This is a genomic window from Microvenator marinus, assembly GCF_007993755.1.
Taxonomy (GTDB): domain Bacteria; phylum Myxococcota_A; class Bradymonadia; order Bradymonadales; family Bradymonadaceae; genus Allomicrovenator; species Allomicrovenator marinus.
This window is the reverse complement of sequence record NZ_CP042467.1, coordinates 1,101,753-1,120,532: the sequence shown is the minus strand read 5'-3', so window position 1 is coordinate 1,120,532 and position 18,780 is coordinate 1,101,753. Positions and strand designations below refer to the sequence as shown.

The 18,780-nt window shown below is 54.3% G+C and carries 18 protein-coding genes; 7 read left to right on the top strand and 11 right to left on the bottom strand.

Annotation, left to right across the window (positions count from 1 at the left end):
• Positions 1 to 7 precede the first annotated feature (7 nt).
• From FRD01_RS04780 to FRD01_RS04735, 10 genes are all read right to left on the bottom strand, one after another.
• Positions 8 to 1,150, bottom strand: a complete 1,143-nt coding sequence (locus FRD01_RS04780) for a dickkopf-related protein (RefSeq protein WP_146958119.1) — start codon at positions 1,148 to 1,150, stop codon at positions 8 to 10.
• Positions 1,147 to 2,619 carry an NAD(P)H-hydrate dehydratase gene (locus tag FRD01_RS04775; protein ID WP_146958117.1) on the bottom strand — a complete coding sequence of 491 codons (1,473 nt, stop codon included), beginning with the start codon at positions 2,617 to 2,619 and terminating at the stop codon, positions 1,147 to 1,149. The genes FRD01_RS04780 and FRD01_RS04775 overlap by 4 nt, the downstream gene beginning before the upstream one ends.
• Positions 2,616 to 3,389 (bottom strand): pyridoxine 5'-phosphate synthase, encoded by a 774-nt coding sequence (locus tag FRD01_RS04770; RefSeq protein ID WP_249756015.1) that lies wholly within the window; start codon positions 3,387 to 3,389, stop codon positions 2,616 to 2,618. The genes FRD01_RS04775 and FRD01_RS04770 overlap by 4 nt, the downstream gene beginning before the upstream one ends.
• 2 nt (positions 3,390 to 3,391) lie before the next feature.
• Entirely contained in the window at positions 3,392 to 4,756 is a 1,365-nt protein-coding gene (gene glmM, locus FRD01_RS04765; protein WP_146958115.1) for a phosphoglucosamine mutase, read from the bottom strand.
• A gap of 66 nt (positions 4,757 to 4,822) precedes the next feature.
• Positions 4,823 to 5,779: a CdaR family protein gene (locus tag FRD01_RS04760; RefSeq protein ID WP_146958113.1), complete on the bottom strand. Its 957-nt coding sequence runs from the start codon at positions 5,777 to 5,779 to the stop codon at positions 4,823 to 4,825.
• A complete protein-coding gene (gene cdaA, locus FRD01_RS04755) occupies positions 5,776 to 6,636 on the bottom strand; it encodes a diadenylate cyclase CdaA (protein WP_146958111.1) in 861 nt (286 codons plus the stop codon). The genes FRD01_RS04760 and cdaA overlap by 4 nt, the downstream gene beginning before the upstream one ends.
• Positions 6,637 to 6,711: 75 nt before the next feature.
• Positions 6,712 to 7,500, bottom strand: a complete 789-nt coding sequence (gene folP / locus FRD01_RS04750) for a dihydropteroate synthase (RefSeq protein WP_146958109.1) — start codon at positions 7,498 to 7,500, stop codon at positions 6,712 to 6,714.
• Between the two features lie 8 nt (positions 7,501 to 7,508).
• Positions 7,509 to 9,479 carry an ATP-dependent zinc metalloprotease FtsH gene (gene ftsH, locus FRD01_RS04745; protein ID WP_283808707.1) on the bottom strand — a complete coding sequence of 657 codons (1,971 nt, stop codon included), beginning with the start codon at positions 9,477 to 9,479 and terminating at the stop codon, positions 7,509 to 7,511.
• Between the two features lie 90 nt (positions 9,480 to 9,569).
• Complete coding sequence (tilS, locus tag FRD01_RS04740; RefSeq protein ID WP_146958108.1) at positions 9,570 to 10,439, bottom strand: tRNA lysidine(34) synthetase TilS; 870 nt, start codon at positions 10,437 to 10,439, stop codon at positions 9,570 to 9,572.
• A complete protein-coding gene (locus FRD01_RS04735) occupies positions 10,417 to 11,319 on the bottom strand; it encodes a hypothetical protein (RefSeq protein ID WP_146958106.1) in 903 nt (300 codons plus the stop codon). The genes tilS and FRD01_RS04735 overlap by 23 nt, the downstream gene beginning before the upstream one ends.
• A 231-nt stretch (positions 11,320 to 11,550) precedes the next feature.
• Here FRD01_RS04735 and FRD01_RS24600 point away from each other — a divergent pair, with 231 nt between their 5' ends.
• The 3 genes from FRD01_RS24600 (at position 11,551) to FRD01_RS04720 (ending at position 13,791) form a co-directional block, all read left to right on the top strand.
• A complete protein-coding gene (locus FRD01_RS24600; protein ID WP_146958104.1) occupies positions 11,551 to 12,897 on the top strand; it encodes an AgmX/PglI C-terminal domain-containing protein in 1,347 nt (448 codons plus the stop codon).
• A gap of 120 nt (positions 12,898 to 13,017) precedes the next feature.
• Entirely contained in the window at positions 13,018 to 13,275 is a 258-nt protein-coding gene (grxC, locus tag FRD01_RS04725) for a glutaredoxin 3 (protein WP_146958102.1), read from the top strand.
• The gene (locus FRD01_RS04720; RefSeq protein ID WP_146958100.1) at positions 13,276 to 13,791 is read left to right on the top strand and encodes a GNAT family N-acetyltransferase; all 516 of its coding nucleotides are present in this window, start codon (positions 13,276 to 13,278) and stop codon (positions 13,789 to 13,791) included.
• Here FRD01_RS04720 and sppA read toward each other — a convergent pair.
• Positions 13,772 to 15,478, bottom strand: a complete 1,707-nt coding sequence (gene sppA / locus FRD01_RS04715) for a signal peptide peptidase SppA (protein WP_249756013.1) — start codon at positions 15,476 to 15,478, stop codon at positions 13,772 to 13,774. The two genes, FRD01_RS04720 and sppA, sit on opposite strands and share 20 nt — an antisense overlap.
• Here sppA and FRD01_RS24165 point away from each other — a divergent pair.
• From FRD01_RS24165 to FRD01_RS04695, 4 genes are read left to right on the top strand one after another with little or no spacing between them, the layout of a single operon-like run.
• The gene (locus FRD01_RS24165) at positions 15,477 to 15,734 is read left to right on the top strand and encodes a hypothetical protein (protein ID WP_249756012.1); all 258 of its coding nucleotides are present in this window, start codon (positions 15,477 to 15,479) and stop codon (positions 15,732 to 15,734) included. The genes sppA and FRD01_RS24165 overlap by 2 nt on opposite strands.
• Before the next feature lie 4 nt (positions 15,735 to 15,738).
• Complete coding sequence (gene xseA / locus FRD01_RS04705) at positions 15,739 to 17,214, top strand: exodeoxyribonuclease VII large subunit (protein ID WP_146958094.1); 1,476 nt, start codon at positions 15,739 to 15,741, stop codon at positions 17,212 to 17,214.
• Positions 17,215 to 17,418, top strand: a complete 204-nt coding sequence (xseB, locus tag FRD01_RS04700; protein WP_146958092.1) for an exodeoxyribonuclease VII small subunit — start codon at positions 17,215 to 17,217, stop codon at positions 17,416 to 17,418.
• On the top strand, positions 17,415 to 18,773 hold the full coding sequence (locus FRD01_RS04695) for a short-chain fatty acid transporter (RefSeq protein WP_146958090.1): 1,359 nt from the start codon (positions 17,415 to 17,417) through the stop codon (positions 18,771 to 18,773). Before xseB ends, FRD01_RS04695 begins: the two co-directional genes overlap by 4 nt.
• Positions 18,774 to 18,780 lie beyond the last annotated feature (7 nt).

The window sequence follows — 18,780 nt, the reverse complement described above, 5'->3', positions numbered from 1 at the left end:
CGCAAGTCTAACGAGGAACAAGTGCGATTGATAAACGGGCGCCGATGAATTGCCCTGGGAAATTCAGGTAGGGTTGCCACTCCAAATCTCCTCTAACCTCGAGCCCTGACCACCGGAATCTGACTCCTGTAGTCACGTTGAGCCCATTGTAGCCGGATTCAATGCCAGTGATTTGGACTAGTGTGTTGGAGGCCAAACCAAGTCGTGAGTAGTCCACGCCAATTGGAATCTCAACGGGCCCTACCGGGATAAATGCCCGGGGACCGATCTGAAAGAAGTACGATTGCAGACCTTTTGAGAAGGGCGGGGCGTTTTGGTTCGTAAGAAAGTACGTGGCGCCGACGGCCGTTCTCATCCCAGCGTACCTCCAACGCAGTTCTTGGCTGACTCCAAGGCCCCATCCCATTTGAGTCAAATCGCCTAACTCTCCAGTCATGATCTGAGGACCTACACCGATACCAAGGCTCGCGACTGGTGCTGCCGCATCTGAGGAGGTCGGTAGCGTCAAGACGAGTGCGCACGAGAGCACGAGGGCAGGGCGGCGGCGTCTCAAAAATGGCCAGATCAACATCAAGGTCAAAACCAAAGGTATACCGCCCGCGTGCTGGCACGTGCCTTCTCCGTCAGGTGGGTCGCACCGACCACGGGCAATGTCGCAGCGTTGATCAAGCGAACACTCCGAATCTGACCGGCATTCGACGCAACGTCCCGGAGAATTTGTGTCGCAAAACCAGCCGGAGCCGCAATCATCGTCAGAAATGCATTCGAGGGGCACCGAGGTCAGAACAAAATCCGCCTGGGCTTCACACCCGGCGCAATCGAGTTGGATCTGCAATGGAGAAAAAACGCCGAGTTCCTGGGGTGTCCAACGCTGCCCGGCTGTCTCTCCCTGGCTTAACTCGAGCTCGGAGGTCACGATCGGTACGTCGGACTCTCCAGGCCGAAAAGCCTGAAGGGAAACAAAGGCTGTATTGTCGCCAACATTGCTGACCGTGAAGTCCAACTGGTTTCGGCCAACCGAGTCTCGGTAGATCACAGCGTCATTTCGACACTCGTCACTTGGTGGCGAGCAGAGCTGACCGAAGGACACAGGGTCTGAAGGTTCCGGCACGCAAGCCACGAGCATCAAAGCCAGCAACCAAACTCTCACTGGACCTCCAACTCGGGCCAAAGCCTCTTGAGGGCCTCGATGAGATCCAAGGGGTCAAGTCCACGTTCTCCAAAGTTTTTGGTAGCAACGTCGGCGGCGTGGCCATGAAGGCATACCGCTTTGGCGCAAGCTTCGGCGGTGAAGCCCTCTTCTAAGAGCTGGGTTGCGAGGATTCCGGTCAAAACATCGCCCATGCCTCCCACAGCCATCCCAGGATTGCCAGTCGAGTTGATGTAGGTGAGTCGGCCATCATCGATGAGGGTTCGCGAGGTTTTCAACACCGCAATCGCGTTGAACTTTAGGGAGAGTTTTCGGGCCGCCTCCAAAGGTGCAGCCAAAACCTCCTCCACCGAGCTCTCGAGCAGCATCGCGGCTTCACCCGGGTGCGGCGTTATCACACACATCGAGGGTAATGCCCTGTCTTTCAAAAGATGAAGCGCACCGGCATCCAGAATCACAGGTTTTGAAACCACGCGGGCCGCCTCTAGGATCTTGAGAGCGGCATCGTTCGGCGCGAGGCCTGGACCGATAACCACGACATCGGCCTCGGCTAGCGAGTGCTCGATTTGGTCTTCAGCATCCAAAAGTGGCTTCGAGAGCAGAGTAGGGTGGACGAGTCCGATTGATGCCGAAGATTCGCGCGTAGTTCCAATCGTGACCAAACCAGCACCACCAGCGAGCGCTGCTTTCCCGGCGAGAACACTCGCGCCAACGATTCCGGGACTTCCTCCGATGATCAGAACGCGTCCGGCTCTTCCTTTGTGGAAGTCCGCTGGTCTCCGGGGACGCACCAAGTCAGATGATTCAACCAGATAAGCGCGATGCCCAACATCGTCCGCGATGTCACCGGGGATTCCTATATCAACAACTTCAAGCTCGCCCCTCAAACCTCGAGTCGGCTCGAGAAAGAGCCCGACTTTTGGTGCTCCGAAGGTGATCGTTGCATGGGCTCTGTACGTGGGGCCCATGAACGCACCCGTGTCACTTTGCACAAAGCTCGGTACATCGAGCGCATAGACTCGGGCCTGGTTCTGGAGAAATGTCATGGTGTCGGCGTAGATGCCCTTAAGCTCGCGATCGAGACCGATGCCAAGGAGTGCGTCAACCCAGACCTCATTCTCGGCCGTTATGCCAGAGACGGCGTCGAGACGTGTCACTTCAACGCTGGTCTGGGCCAAGAGTTCCAGATTTCGACGCGACTCTGCGCTCATTCTCGAAGCATCACCCACCAAGAACACGTGGGCTCGCACGCCCCTCTTATCCAGAATTCGTGCTAGCGCGAGACCGTCTCCGCCATTATTTCCAACGCCTGCTAAAATGCTGATGGACGAGAGATCTGGAGAGTCCTTGCAGATAAAATCAGCGGCACCGGTTGCAGCCCTTTCCATGAGGTCAAAGCCTGAGATACCGCCCACTATGGTTCGGCGGTCCATCTCACGCATTTGCTCCGCATTGACCAAAGGCTTCATTCAATCTTCCGGGAAATGAACCCCTGCCTCAAACTCTCGAGCATCTGTTTTACAGCATTTTCGAATCCCACAATCACGGCCCGTGCCACGATGGCATGCCCGATATTGTATTCTTCAATCTCCGGGATCGTCGCCACTCGAACCACATTCTCGTAAGTCAGCCCGTGGCCAGCCGCGGGAATCAAGCCGAGCGAGTAGGCGAGTTTCGCGGCCCGCTCGATGCGCTCGAATTCGATTTCGGTATGAACCTTCCATTCCTCATAACTCGGGAATGCCACAAGCTCCGCACAATAGTCGCCTGTATGGAACTCGACGATATCCGCTCCAACTTCCTCGCTAGCCTGAGTCTGCTCCACGCTTGGGTCGATGAAGAGGCTAATCTGCGCCCCAGAAGGTCGAATGGAGTCCACGTAATCCCTCATCCATCCCACGCGTCCGGCAACTTCTAGGCCGCCTTCAGTGGTCTTCTCCTCGCGCTTCTCGGGCACCAACGTAATCATATGAGGACGGATTCGATTGGCAATCTCCGCCATTTCGGGCGTCGCGGCCATTTCGAGGTTCAGCTTGGTGGTGACGGTCTTCGCCAGAAGCTCAACATCGCGGTCTTGGATGTGTCTTCGGTCCTCGCGAAGGTGGACCGTAATCTGAGCCGCACCTGCGCGCTCCGCGATATACGCAGCGTCAACCGGGTCGGGATACCGCGTGCCACGAGCCTGTCGAATCGTAGCGACGTGGTCCACATTGACACCTAAACGAGGAAACACACTCATACCTATGCTCCGATCTCAGCCTTTAGAACTTCCGCCAGCTGATTCGCAAACTCATGCACCAACTGGTCGTCTGGCCCTTCTACCATAACACGGGCCTTAGGTTCAGTTCCCGAGTAGCGAATCAGAACGCGTCCCGAGTCTCCGAGCTTTGACTCAATAACGGCCAGTGCTTTTTGCAGCGGCTCAAGTGTTTCAAGGTCAGGCTTCTGGCGCACTTGAATATTGATGAGCACCTGGGGGCTTGGAGTCATGACCTGAGCAACTTCACTAAGGCGCGCTCTGCGCCTTCGCATAATCGCAAGAACCTGAAGTGCAGCAAGCATGCCGTCACCTGTGGTCGTATGATCCGTGAAGATAATATGGCCGGATTGCTCCCCACCGAGGTTGAAACCTCCTTCGCGCATCGCCTCGACCACATATCGGTCGCCGACGTTGGAGCGAACGAGTTGAATACCGCGCTTTCGAAGGGCGATTTCAAGCCCGATATTACTCATCACAGTTGTGACCACGGTGTTTTGCTGCAGCTCTCCACTTTCTTGGAGAGATATCGCGCAAAGAGCAATGATGCGGTCTCCATCAACCACCGCTCCTTTTTCGTCTACTAGAATCACGCGATCCGCGTCACCGTCGAGGGAAATCCCGATATCGGCTCGGGTCTCGCGCACTCTTGCCGCGAGGCTATCCGGGTAGAGGCTCCCGCACTTATGATTGATATTGTAGCCATCGGGCTCAACGCCAAGGGTGAAGACCTCTGCCCCGAGTTCTCTTAGTACGGCCGGCGCCACTTTGTACGCCGCGCCATTGGCACAATCGAGCACGATTCGCAGTCCATCGAGGCTCAAGTCCTTGGGAAACGTATTCTTCAAAAAGACGATGTATCGGCCCGTGGCGTCGTCGATGCGGACCGCCTTTCCAATACTTCGCGCGTCACACACCGGCGGAGTCTCCGACATCACGAGTGCCTCAATGGCGGCTTCTTCGTGGTCAGGGAGCTTAAATCCATCGCGTCCGAAGATCTTGATCCCGTTGTCCTGATACGCATTGTGGCTCGCCGAAATAACGATACCAGCGTCGGCACGCATACCGGTTGTGAGGAAAGAGATGCCCGGGGTCGGCAGGGGCCCCACGAGCTGGACATCGGCGCCCATACTGGTGATCCCGGCAGCGAGCCCACTCTCAAACATGTAGCCTGAAATTCGGGTGTCTTTTCCGATAAGTATTCGGGTTCGATGCGACTCTTGCGCAGACTTCGAGCGAAAGTGATGCGCTATAGCCTGGCCCAGCCTCACTGCGACCTCAGCGGTCATTGGAAATTCGTTGGCAACTCCACGAATTCCGTCGGTTCCAAAAAGTTGGCGCTGACTCACTTGAACTCCTCTAAAAAATTCAACCAATGCCGCAGTTAAAGCCTTCCCCCAGAAATTGCAATATCACTATTCTTCGGGACGTGGAGGATCAGGGCGAGTCGTGGTGACTATAATGTCTTTAGGATGGAAGTCCACGAGGGTTAAGCCCTCGGGCAAGTTTTTGATTTGTGGCTGTTTTTCGAAGGTTCCCGGCCCGCGCCTTTCCTCGGCGCTCAGGTCGATCGTAGCCATAATCTGGTCTTTCTCAGTATTGTCCACCATCGACTTTGGCCCACGAACCGTCGCGGAGATGACCGGAGGGCGCATCACGACGTTTTTGGTGGTGTTAACCGCCGCCACTTCGATGTCCTGAATCGTTCTCGTGACTTCAAGGGTCTCGATGGGGATGCGGACACTCACGTTGACATTCGCATCAAATGCGACGAGTGGGCTCTCCGGCCGCAACTGAACGCGGCGGTCGATCGACTCTGAGATCTCGGAGACATCGATAGGCTCGGTCCACACGGCTTCCATATCGTCGATGATATTTTTGGGCCCCGAAAACTCGATCTCCGGTGGATTTACGACCACGGCACCGATTCGATATGCTTCCTTGGGTTGCCCCACAATGCGTGGTTGGATCCTCACGATGCGCCGCTCCTGTGGCTCGAGCTGGAGTCGAATCATTTCGGGCTGAATCGTAACCACTTGCAAAGAACCCGGCAGAATGACCGCGTCTTCTGAGATCGAGAGTGTTTGTTCACGCTCGCCTGTTGCCTCGAGGGTTACTGCTTGCAATTCTGTGGGGTCGAAGCGGCTGACATCCGACCATCTTCCACGCACCGTCAATCGTACTCGGTCGACCGGGGAAGTTACCATCACCATGCCTTCCGGAATCACAATCCTAACCGGAGCGGTCGCCACAACTGTCGCCTCTCGGTCATCGCGAACCCAAACAAAGAGCACGAGCGTCACGATAAACGCCGCCCCTTTGAGGGCAGCATTCTCGAAGAATAACCCATGTAGTTGCGCTTTGAGGCTCATGTCACGGGCTCCTCATTCTCGTCATTGCGTCGGAAACGCTCCACCAACGACTCATCGTTTCGACCTTCGGGGCTGAAGATTCGCTGCAACAGGTCTCGCATCTCATTTGTATCAAGGTCGCGATAGAGTTGGTCGCGATGTGCGATCGAGATATGCCCGGACTCTTCACTTACGATACAAATGGCGGCATCGGTCACCCCGGAGAGTCCCAGAGCCGCACGGTGCCGAGTCCCCATGGACTTCTCAAGGTTCGGAAGGTTTGTAAGGGGAAGGAAGCACCCTGCCGCGCTGATACGCCCTTTCTGAATCACCACCGCACCGTCATGAAGCGGATTCTGACGGTCTGGAATGAAAAGGCTGAACAAGAGATCTTTGGTGACCGCAGCGTCGAGCTTGACTCCGTCTTCTGTGATCTCGTCCAAGTTGGCGATACGCTCAACTGCGATGAGGGCTCCAAGTTTTTGCTGCTGCAGCTGTGAGCAAGCTTTGATCACTTCTTCGAGAACTGAGGCCTCCTCGATCGCTCGGTTGCTCGAAAAGAACGACACGCTGGTTCGTTTTCCGAATCTGGCGAGGGCTCGTCGGATATCGTCCTGAAAAATCACGACGGCGATCAAGAAGATGTTCGCAATGAACTTGTCGATGAACCAATGGGTCGTCTCCAGCGTGATCAGTGAGTTCTTCGAAATGAAGTACATCACAACCATGAGCGTTAATCCGCCCAATATCTGGAGAGCACGGGTTCCCTTGATCAGGTGCAAGATCTTGTAAATGACGAAGAATACGAGCGCGAAGTCGACCACTGCCCAGAATAATCCGAGGTGAACTCCGGCAAGTATGTCGTCGAGAAAGGCCATCCGTATCCTGAAAGGGTGTGGTCCCAAGAACTCTGCGATTGTAGGCGCAACTCAAAGCCAAGCAAGAAAATCAACTCAACTCAAGGCTTCAAACACCTTCAAGAAGTCGACGGTCTCGCGAACGTCATGAACACGAACAATCGAGACACGGCTCCCGACGGCAAAGGGCAGGGTGGCTAATGTTCCAGCGAGTCTTTTGTCCACCTTTTGGCCTGTCAACTCGCCAATAAATGATTTTCGAGAAACGCCGAGCAAGACCTGATAACGGTCTGAAAGTCGCGAAAGGTTCTTGATCAACAAGAGGTTGTGCTCGAGCTTCTTTCCGAAGCCGATACCCGGGTCCAAGATGATATTTTCTCGCCTAACGCCCGCGTCTTCAGCGGCCTGGGCGCGAGCTGATAAAAAGCCAAAAACTTCTTCGACGACGTCTTCGTAGCTTGGCGACTTCTGCATGGTCCGAGGTGTTCCCTGCATGTGCATAAGGACAAGCTCAGCCCCGTGATTTGCGCTCACTTCCATGATTCTCGGATCGAAGGTTCCCGCGCTGACGTCATTGACGATTGACGCACCCAGCTCAAGTGCTTGAGCCGCGACCTCGCTCTTTGTGGTGTCAATGGAGATGATTGCGTCTGGCCTTTTTTTCAAGATCCCTTCGATCACGGGAAGGACTCTCGCGAGTTCATCGGACTCGCTCACAGATTGAGCCCCCGGCCGCGTGGACTCACCCCCAATGTCCAGAATATCTGCCCCATCTTCTAGGAGTTGTAGGCCGTGCGAAATGGCTGCATTCACGTCAAGGAACTTTCCCCCATCACTAAACGAATCGGGCGTGACGTTGACTATCCCCATCACCTTGAGAGTCATGGGGTTCCTTATGTGGCGCTACCGGGAGCCCAGTCTCCAATTGCTCCCTGCTCCTTGAGCTTGGAGGTGAAACCGGTCTTTGGAGCCTTCTCTTGCGCCTGATCGTGCTTTTCTTTCTCGGCCGCTTCCTTCGCTCTCTCATCACGCAGACGGTCGATGGTTCGATCATCGATGAGCATTTGAATCTCGTCCGAATCGAGGACTTCAAACTCCACAAGAGCTTCAGTCATCAATTCCAGAAGGTGAAGATTGTCCTTGAGAAGATTCTCAGCGAGGTCGTACTGGCTGGTCACGATTTCTCGAACCTCAGCATCAATCTCTTGGGCAACACTCTCTGAGTAAGGTTTTGCGGAAGTTGGACCCGAGTAGGCTCCGAAAGGCGATGAGCGAGAGTCCGAGTATGAAATCGGACCAATCTTATCGCTCATTCCCCATTCACAAACCATACGCCGGGCCAGGTCAGTCGCGACCTCGATGTCGTTTCCTGCGCCAGTGGTCAGCTGGTCGAAGATGATCTTCTCGGCGGCACGACCTCCCATAATCACGGCAATTCGCTTCAACGCGTAGTCTCGGCTCAATGTGAGCCGGTCTTCGAGGGGAAGCTGTTGTGTGACGCCAAGAGCACGACCGCGTGGGATGATCGTGACCTTATGTACGGGGTCGGTCCCCTCTTGAAGCACCGCGACAAGCGCGTGTCCTGCTTCATGATAGGCGGTCACAAGTTTTTCCTTCTCGCCGATCACCGCGCTTTTCCGCTCAGCACCCATCAAGACCTTGTCTTTCGCGTGCTCAAAATCAGCGTTCTCGATTTTCTCTTTGCCTTCTCTTGCGGCTTGCAGAGCTGCTTCGTTTACGAGGTTTTCGAGGTCAGCGCCTGAGAACCCTGGCGTGCCACGCGCAATCTTGCCGAGGTCAACATCTTTAGAGATATGGGTCCGGCGCGTGTGGATCTTCAAGATTTGTTCGCGACCGCGCACATCGGGTGGTGGCACCATCACGCGCCGGTCGAAACGACCTGGGCGAAGAAGTGCGGAATCCAACACGTCGGCACGGTTGGTCGCCGCGATGAGGATAACCCCTTCGTTAGACTCAAAACCGTCCATTTCAACCAGAAGCTGGTTAAGTGTTTGTTCACGCTCGTCGTGCCCGCCACCCATACCGGCGCCGCGGTGGCGGCCTACGGCATCGATCTCGTCGATGAATACGATACAGGGCGCTTGTTTCTTGGCTTGCTCGAAGAGGTCACGAACGCGGCTTGCGCCCACACCCACAAACATTTCTACAAAGTCCGACCCGGAGATCGAGAAGAACGGAACACCGGCCTCACCGGCTACACCGCGAGCCAAAAGGGTCTTACCGGTGCCTGGAGGGCCCATCAAAAGTACCCCCTTGGGAATCCGGCCGCCGAGTCGGGTGAACTTCTTAGGATTTTTCAAGAACTCCACGATCTCTTGGAGCTCCTCTTTGGCCTCATCAATTCCCGCAATGTCATTGAAAGTGACTTTATTCGCGCTCTCGTTGAGGAGTTTTGCGCGGCTCTTTCCAAAGGTCATGGCTTTGCCGCCTCCGCCTTGGAACTGACGCATCACGAAGAAGAGCACGACCACGAGTAGAAGCAGTGGGATCGATGCAACCAAGATTTGCTGAAAGAGGCCATTATCGTCCGATTTCTTGAATGAGTATGTGATCCCTTTGGCTGCAAAGACATCTTGAAGGTCTTCACCGACCGGGCCCATCGTTCTGAAGGTCTCAGGTCGCTTGTTCTCTTTGGCGTAGTCGGCGTCGAATTTGCCCACCACTTCCATATCTGCGACTTCCACGCTTTCCACGTGCCCCGCGTCAACGGCTGCTCGGAACTCACTAAATTTGATCGAAGTGGCCTCTCGGGTGGTTTCGGAAAAGATATTCCAAATCACCGCAAAAAGGATGATCACCACGCCCCAGATAACCCAACCCCTAAGGGGAACTTTGTTCAACACGTCTACCTCTTGTGAGCCCTTGCGGCTCGAACGAACGAAAGGAGAAGCCTATACGCTATCCATCAGATGCCTCTAATGCATCTAAGTCTCTTAAAATTCCAGTTTCACGAAATTGACCTCGCGATCAAGCGAAAGTGCTTCAACAGGCAACGCCCGTTCACCTTGGCCGATAGTGCGGCAAATCTCGAAGAAGTCATCGTGACGGATGACCAGACCACCTCGTATATGGACACGACGGGCGCCCTCAACGAGGAGATCGATCTGGCGACTCGATAATGCCACACCTTCAATCTCACGGCACGCGCTAATCAAACTTTCCAAATCGGGACCACAAGTCCAACGAAACGCAGCCACTCGTCGAGGTGATGTGGTGGCAACCGGCACTGATTCGGTGGCCGAGACCCCTTTGATGCGCACCATGTTCCGAGTGTACTTGTCCGACGAATTCGAAGGATCTTCTCGCCATTGGATGCCTCGCTCCTTGGCCATCTCGTAAATTTCGGTCTTGGAGAGGTGTAAAAGAGGGCGCCAAAGAAAAATGTGCCATTCGGTCATAAATCTGCGCTCTTCAATCGAGCCAAATCTGCCGAGCACAGTCTGTAACGCGTGGTTCTCTTTGAGGTCGTCTTGGTGATGCGCCGTAACAATTGTGTCGATGTCACGCGCGTTCGCGATGCGGACCAGGGCAGCGTACCTCTGCTGCCTGGCTTGCGACTGAACGCTATTACCGGTGCGCACGTTGATCTTGGCGCTTTCGAACGGGCGTCCAAGCTTGCGAGCGATATCTTTGACCAGTGCGTGATCGAGATCTGAGTCGCTTCGAAGTTGGTGGTCAATATGCGCCACAACAAGTGGGACGTCAGCGCGAAGGCACTCGGAGTGCAAGAGATCGAGCATTACCATGCTATCCACTCCACCGGATACCGCAGCTAGGAGTTTACTTGTCTTCGGAATCTTCATCGACGTCGGTTTCGAGCTTTGATGTTTTGAGCCCCTGTTGAATCTCTACAAAATGCTTGAGGGCGAGCGGAGGAATGATCAGGGTCAATTCTGGCCTTTCGGGATGGTGCATGGCTGTCAACGCAACAACCTCGGCTGAAGGCGTTATCAGGGGCGCCCCAAGCGCAACCGGATAGTCCGACTGTAGATAGAAGACGATATCACTCTCACCTGGATCTACCTGAAGAATCATGGCTTGTTGAGGCGCGTCAACCAAAGCAGACACCCCGTACAAGTAGGTGGGCGATTGCTTAGACACATCCATAAACCCCAGCCCCCTCTCCGGTACGTCATGCTCAATCGTTGCGAGGTTTCTGTGCTTGTCGATCGAGCCAACCTTGACCTCGGTCCAATTGGAATCGTTCGCGATCTTCTTGATGTCTCGTCGAGTATTCAGGCCGGAGAGCGTAGTGACGCGAGCCTTGGGGAGATCTCGAGAATTTGGCTGAGTTTGAGGTTTCGCGACGAAGATCCGACGCGCTCCATCCACCCAATGCGCGGGCGTGACTAGCACCGGAGAGCTAGCATCCTGATTCGCTGAGAGCCACACGGCTTGCCCTCTCATTATGATAGGATCGCGTTGGAGACTCGACGTCGGAGCCAGTTCAACGATGACCTCCACCATCGCCGAACGCCCCGTCTTGTACATGTTTTCAATATCCCTGGTGTTCGGGATCTTCGGCATCAGCGCACCCCTCAGAACGTCCGGTAGGACCGATTCGGAAGGATCTGGCAAATCTGCCGGTTTGATTCGTTTCACGGTAATCGAATCGAAGCTCTCCTGCGCGCTGAGCGGAAAGCTCAATAAAAGCAGTAGTATGCAGTATTTTAAACGTCTCATGGAACTTCCTCGTCGCGTCACTGTCTGACTAGGTGACGCTGAGATTCGGAATCTCGGCTTTAACTTAGACGTATAGTCGTGTAGACGCAAAATCCGAGTTTCGTTGTCAGCGCGGTCAAACGCTTGACGGTTTCTGGTCGCATCAGTATGGTGCGTGGGCTCTGGCGCTGGCCCCCGGAATAGAACGACGGAAAAAAGCGTACACGACTACGAGGCGAAAGGAGTTCGTAGGTGAGTTCTAGCAATCATAATCTTCGAGTCGCGCTTGTTTGGAACGGAACTGTGTTCCAAGAGCGTACATTTACACAGACAAGCGATCCGGTAGTAACCGTTGGGTCGGACGATACGAATATGTTCGTGGTGGAGACGAGTGAAGTCCCCGCTACGTTCGAAATGTTCGAGCGCACCGACACTGGCTACAAACTCCGTGTCACGGAAAAAGTAGACGGTACCTTCAATCTATCCGACGAAGATTTCGATCTGGAAGAACTGGTCGAGTCGAAAAAAACGACCAAGGTGGGTAGTGACGTTCACGAAGTTAGTCTCACGCACGGCGACTGGGGTATCGTAGAGCTTGGTACAGTCAATATCTTCTTCCAACTTGTGGAGAAGGGCGAAGCTGTTCCCTTGAGAGGGTTCGGTGAGCGTTTTGATAAGCCGCTCTTGCTCACGATCTTCCTTGGAGCCGTCGTACACATCGCGTTCCTCTTGGCCGCTTTCCTCATGTTTGAAGCCGACCCTGAGCTCGAAGACATGCAGAATCTCGACCGATTCGTGAAATACATGGTCGACGATGTGGATGATCCTTTGGAAGAAGAAGAGGTCGATGAGCCTGAAGAAGACACGACAGGCAAGAAGGCCGGTGGTGAGGAAGGCAAGTTCGGTGATCCAGACGAAGAGATTCCTGAGTCCAAGATCCCTAAAGTCGACGGTGAAATGGTCGACGAAATCGACGTGAAGAATATCGGTGTCAATAAGGCTCTTAGTGCTGACGCGCTCGGTGCTGGTCCCCTCAAGAATATCTTTGCAGACTCGGACGGCTTCGACTCGAAGATGAACGTGGCCATGAGTGGCGAGGGCGGAGACCTTGTTGTTGGCCGCGGTGCCGGCGGTATGGGCATGCGTGGCGTTGGCAAGGGCGGCGGCGGTGAAGGTTTCGGCCGTATCGGTGGCCTGGGTAAAGTCGATACCGGTGGCGGAAAAGGAACCGGCGCTAAGATTGGACGTAAAGCAGCGAAGAAAGTTAAGTCGCGTATTCAAACAGGTGCTCCGAGCATCGGTGACTTCTGCGACAAGAACAACATTCGACGCGTGGTCAACCAGCGTCAGTCCGCAATCAAGTACTGCTTCGAGAAAGAGCTCCAAACCAACCCAACACTTTCGGGTAAGGTTACGGCTCAGTGGAAGGTTAACCTAGACGGTGCTGTGATGGAGCCATCCATCGCAGAGTCCACCCTCAACCACAAAGGCGTAGAAGGCTGTATCACACGCGTGATCGGACGACTTCGCTTTGAGAAGCCGAACGGCGGTATCTGTATCATCCAGTACCCATTCGTGTTCTCGGGTCTCGACGAATAGTCGACACCCACTTCCGAGTAGGGCACCTCACTTGGGGTGCCTTTTTTATTTCTTGAAGTTGATGATTTTGAATCTTGAGTTCTCCAAGCAGAATCTCAGAAGGCACGGAGGTAATCGACCATGGCAAAAGTAGTAATTTATCGAACCACCTATTGTCCTTATTGCGATATGGCCAAGCGGCTCTTCCAGAATATCGACGTCCCTTTCGAAGAGATCGATGTCACCAATGATACCGATATGAGAATGAAGCTGGTGGAGCTTAGTGGAGGGATGAGAACCGTCCCGCAGATCTTTATCGATGACGTCTCCGTAGGCGGCTACACCGATGTGGCAGCTCTACAAAAGTCGGGAAAACTAGACGAAATGTTAGGGCGTTGAGTGAAGTGGACCCAATTCGCAAAGAGTCTTTTTCCGGGTTCAGGACCTGAAATCCGGCCGATGACCGCAGCTGACCTCGAAGAGGCTCTTCGAATCATTCGGCTGCACGATTCCGATGACTATCGGGCCGCGAAACGAGCTTTCCATGACACTCGATTTGATCTTGCCGAGGACGTGACTCTACATCTCGTCCTTGTGGACCAAGAGAGTAAAGAACCCGTAGGAGTCAGCGGATACTTCGTTGAGGACTCGGAGGCCCGAGGCATCTATTGGCTCGGGTGGACCTATGTGAATCCATTTCATCGAGGCAAGGGCTACGGCGCCATGTTGCTTCATACCGTCATACGTGGGGTGAAGCGTTTTGGGGCACGAAAGCTCTATCTCTCGACATCATCACTACCAGAATACGAGGCAGCACGGGCCTTCTACGCAAGATTTGGTTTTGTGGAGGAGGGTAGGTTGGTAGACTATTTCACCCAAGGCGAAGACAAGATCATCATGGGACTTGAGATCTAGTTGTTATACCCGACCAAGCTAGCATGCCCTCATTTTGGAACATTTCGAAGATGAGTTGATGACGCTCTACCTTGTCCAAAACCTGGGCCTGACCGCTATAAAGTAGGTTTTCTCTCAAGAGCGCTCGGAAGTCCTGTTCCTTGTATGCGTAAGAGGTCAAGGCCACAGCCTTTTCTGGCAATTGGGTCAGCTCCAGAGCCCTCCGATAGGCTTCTTCGAACCCACCCAAGCCGTCGACCAATCCGCGCTTTTGAGCGTCTCTTCCCAGATAGACTCGTCCGCGTGCATAGCGATGGAGCTTTCGCCTTGGAATTCGACGAGAGAGCCGTACACGATCGAGGAAGGTGGCATAGAACGACCGAATGTCTGCCTGGATATTCTCCAAGAGTTGGCCGTCGAGCTCAGAAACTGCGCTCAAGAGTGATGGCTCACCTATGGTTTCCACGCCAATACCAAGCTTGTCAGAGGTGCCAGAAAGGTTGAACTTTCCCATGATAACGCCAATGGACCCCACAATGCTCTCAGGGGCTGCTACGACTTGATCAGCCGCACACGCGAGATAGTAGCCGCCGCTTGCAGCGACATCCGTACACCACGCCACCACGGGAACTTCCTGGCGCAGGTCTTGAATCTCCTGCCAAAGTTGTTCGCTCGCACTCGCCGAGCCGCCCGGCGAGTTGATGTGCAGGATAACCGCTCTCACTCTGCGGTTTCGTTTGAGGGCCTTTAGTGCGGGGATGACCTTATCAGGGGAAATCTGGGCGCCGGCGCCCGACATTCCAGACGACACGATCATACCGCTTAGATCGATCACAGCGATCAGTGGCTTCCTTAGCAAGGGCTTCCACGGCATTTCGAACTTGCTCGCCCTCCAACCTTCCATGTTCATCACAAGTGGCAGCTTCTTGGGGTCGAGCTCCGACTTCGGGTCAAAGTTCTCAGAGTCGGCGAGAAAGCTAGGCAAGAGGGGTTCTCCAATCTCGGCATCGACAAGTCCATGCTTGAGCGCGTTGCGAGCGTCCATCGGTGCCAACTCGTGGAGCGCTGGCGAGAAACGAGGGCCGCAAGTGGTTTCAAGCTCCGCATTTAGACGTTGGAGTAGTTCTGACATCATCAATTCTTGAGCGCGAGGTGCGTTCTGGTGAATGAAGCGGTGTCCCGCGGTCTTAAACTCGCCGACGTGTACGAACTGAGCCGCCAGGCCAAACTTCTCAAAGAGCCCCTTGAAGAAATAGAGTTCCATGTGCGGCTTGAAGGTGTAGAGCCGCCCAGCGCGGTTCAGTACGATGTGTGTCGCTGCGGTGGCTAATGGATAGTCACGTGTGTCGAGTTGGTCGCAGAAAAACACCACTTCGATTCCAGCCTCACGTATTTCGACGAGGAGTCGTCTGATCTCAGCGAGCTTGGCCGGCCCCATCGCAAGCGGTTGATCCCAACTCACGATGACTCCCTTGCACCGTTTTGCTTGTTTGATCTCGAGCAGGTCTGAACGCAGGTTCAAATAGGTATAGGGTTTTGGTAGCCACCGGCTCTTTGGGGCTGAGATCGGGAAATCCGGCTCCAAATTTAGTTCCACCCAAACTTGGCCGGGACCTTTGAGTTTTCCAATCAGGTAAAATGGGGTTGCCAGAACCCAGAGCGTTAGAGACAAGATGTTTTGAACGAGTACAAAGAGGATACGAATCATGAAGCGTGCTCTGGGGTTATTTTTGCTGGGGCTCTTGGCGATCATCCAGGCATGCGTTGAAACCGCTGAATGTGATGAGAGCGTAGGTTGTCCCGGCGACCAAGTGTGCTTTGAATACACATGCCGTGCAAGTTGCGATCAACAAGAGTGCTCCGAAGGCTTTAGCTGCGAGGCGTGCATTTTTGCTGACGATAATCGTATCGTAAATCGCTGCATCGGCTCGGTTGGACTCGCTTGTCTCCCTCAGGGGGAATGAAACGATGAGAGTCATCGACTTCCTTGAACATGAAAAGACCTTTGAGGTTAGATTCCCGTACGACGCGGCTTGCAGGGATGCTGTTGCCGGGGTTCAAGGGGCTTATTTCGACTCGGATACAAGGTCTTGGAAGGTACCCTTGACGCAGGGCCAAGAGCTCTTGATTCGATTGGACCATCTGCACTTTAAATTGACACCGGGGGCGCGAGCGTCGCTCTTGGACGGGGGCGATAACCCGGACGTGACGACGGTCAGTCAGTTGAACCGTCAACTTGCTCAAATCGTACAAGAGAGTTTTCAGGAGCCCGTTTGGCTTGAGTCCGAGCTCGTAGGATGGACCAAAATCAGGCCCAAGGGACACGCATATTTTGAATTGGTGGAAAGGCATCGAGACGGCACCGTGAATGCCAAGGTCGCCGCGGTAATGTGGAACGACGACCGTATCCGGCTGACGCAGTCGTTGGCCTCGATCGGTCATGAGTTAAAGGACGGTGGGACGTATCGCTTCCTGGTTCAGCCAGGCGTCTATGTGAAGACGGGTGGCCTTTCAGTGAGCATCAAAGACATCGACCTCGAGTCTTTGGGAAGCGATGCCGAGCTTCGTCGTTCCAAGATTCTGGCGGAGCTTTCGAAGAGAGGCGATTTAGACACGAACCGAAAGATGGCGATTCCGCGGGCTCCTCTGCGCATAGCATTGATCACAGGGCGTTCAACGGATGCTGAAGCGGACTTTTTGGATGAGCTCCGGCGTAGTGGATTCGCGTTTGATGTCGGGGTGTTTTACGCGAAGATGCAAGGGGTTGCATTGGAAGAGAGTGTAATGGATGGCCTCATCCGGTTCGCGCAGCTTCGCGATGACTACGACGTTCTAGTGATCACACGAGGCGGAGGTTCAGTGTCGGACCTCGGGTGGTTTGATTCGTTCAAGCTGGGACTGAGTGCCATGAGATTTCCTCTCCCTGTCCTGACGGGGATCGGACACCATCGAGATCAAACAGTGATGGACCGTGTGTCTCGGGGATTTAAGACACCCACTGCGGTGGCTCAGTTCTTGGTAGAATCAGTTGCGAAAGAAGAGCGCGCGCTTGAAGACTTGGCTCGAGGCATTCAGACTGGGGCACAACGACATCTTGATTCTAAAGGTCGAGTCATCGATCGTTTCCGGACACAGCTGGAATCGCACGCAAAGCTGAGGTGTGAACGCGAAGAGGGTTCGGTCCAGCGCGCTCAAACGAGGCTTTCTACATCTTTAAATCAATATCTGGAGCGTGCCACCGCTCGCCTCAACCTCTTGGAGAGCAAGGTGGAATCAGAGAACCCTCGCCGTTCATTGGAGCGGGGCTTTGTACTCCTGCGGGCGAAAGGCGCGGTCCGCTCGAGCGTCGATGAGTTGGAAGTAGGGCAAGATGTTGAATTGGAATTTGGGGATGGAAGCGTCACGTCTCGAGTTCTGGAAATCACTAAACGTGGAGATCACTAAATGGCAGACGACGAGAAATTTGAATTCAAAGCAGCCATGGACGAGATAGAGAAAATCCTTAAAGGTATTGAGTCCAATCAGGTTTCGGTCGATGAGTTAGTCGACCATGTTTCGAGAGCCACTGACCTCTTGCAGAAGTGCCGAGCAAAGCTGCGGGAAGTAGAAACTCAGGTCATTGAAGTTGTTCAAACGGTGTCTCAATGATCTCGAAATGGGGGTCAAAACTCTCGGATATCTCGGAGCGAGTCGTTCCAGATCCCATGGTGTTTGCCCTACTTTTGAGCCTTTTCGTGTGGGTCTCGGCGCTGGTTTTTGGGGCCGAAGTTCAGGATTTGAGCGTCGGTCAACGGATGAGCTTGATCGGCCACGGGTGGTTTAAAGAGCTTTTTTCAACAGGCTTGATGAAGTTCGCCCTCCAGATGTGTCTTATCCTGCTCGTAGGGCATGCGCTCGCATTGACGCCGCCTATTCAGTCGTTGGTGCGTTTTATCACGTCGCGCGTCAACAGTCCTAGGGTCGCTGTTGTGGTCGTCTTGCTCGTGGCTTGCGCGGCGAGCTTGATCCAATGGGGCCTCGGCGCGATTGTCGGGGCGCTGATGGCACGGGAAATGGGGAAATCTCTCAAATCCAGGGGCATCAAGGTCCACTACCCACTTCTAGGCGCTGCCGGCTATGCGGGGTTCGTCGTATGGCACGGGGGGCTTTCTGGGTCAGCACCTTTAAAGGTCGCGGAGGCCAATCACTTCCTCGTCGACTCAATCGGTGTGATCCCCATTACGGAAACGATCTTGGCGCCAATGAACATGGTGATTACGAGCTCACTGATCTTGGTGATGGCGGGTCTCTTTTGGGTTCTGACACCCAGCGAAAACGTCATTGAACCCTCTCTGAAGATGGACGAGCCTCTTGAAAAGGCGAGAGGCGGCGCCAGCGGGATTGTGAGCCAACTTGAGCATGGACCTTGGCTCGGAGTTGGGTTTGGACTCTTGGTACTCTCGTGGGTAGCTTTCCTGCTCTTCTCAACGGGAGTTGCGGCTTGGCACCTCGATACCGTCAACCTCCTCTTTTTCGGTTTAGGTTTGCTCTTACACCGCTCGCCCTTGTCTTATGTGGAGGCCATTCTGGATGGAGCTCGCGGCGCGGGTCCGATCATCATTCAATTTCCACTCTACTTTGGAATTCTGGGGATTCTGACTTCCTCGGGATTAATCGCTCAGATCAGCGAGGCATTTATTGCCATTTCGTCTGAGAGCACCTACCCGATCCTGACCTTCCTTTCCGCAGGGGCCGTCAACTTCTTTGTGCCCAGCGGGGGAGGGCAGTGGGCAGTTCAGGGGCCTTTGATGGTCGAGGCGCTCAGTGTATTGGAAATCCCAGCGAGCACTGTGGTGATGGCGCTCTCGTACGGAGACGCGTGGACGAATATGTTGCAGCCGTTTTGGGCCCTTCCACTTCTGGGAATCATGGGACTTAGGGCCCGCGATATCATGGGATACACGGCGTTGGTGTGGGCAATCAGTGGACCTGTAGTCATTTTAGGACTGTGGGTATTAGGATAATTGTCGT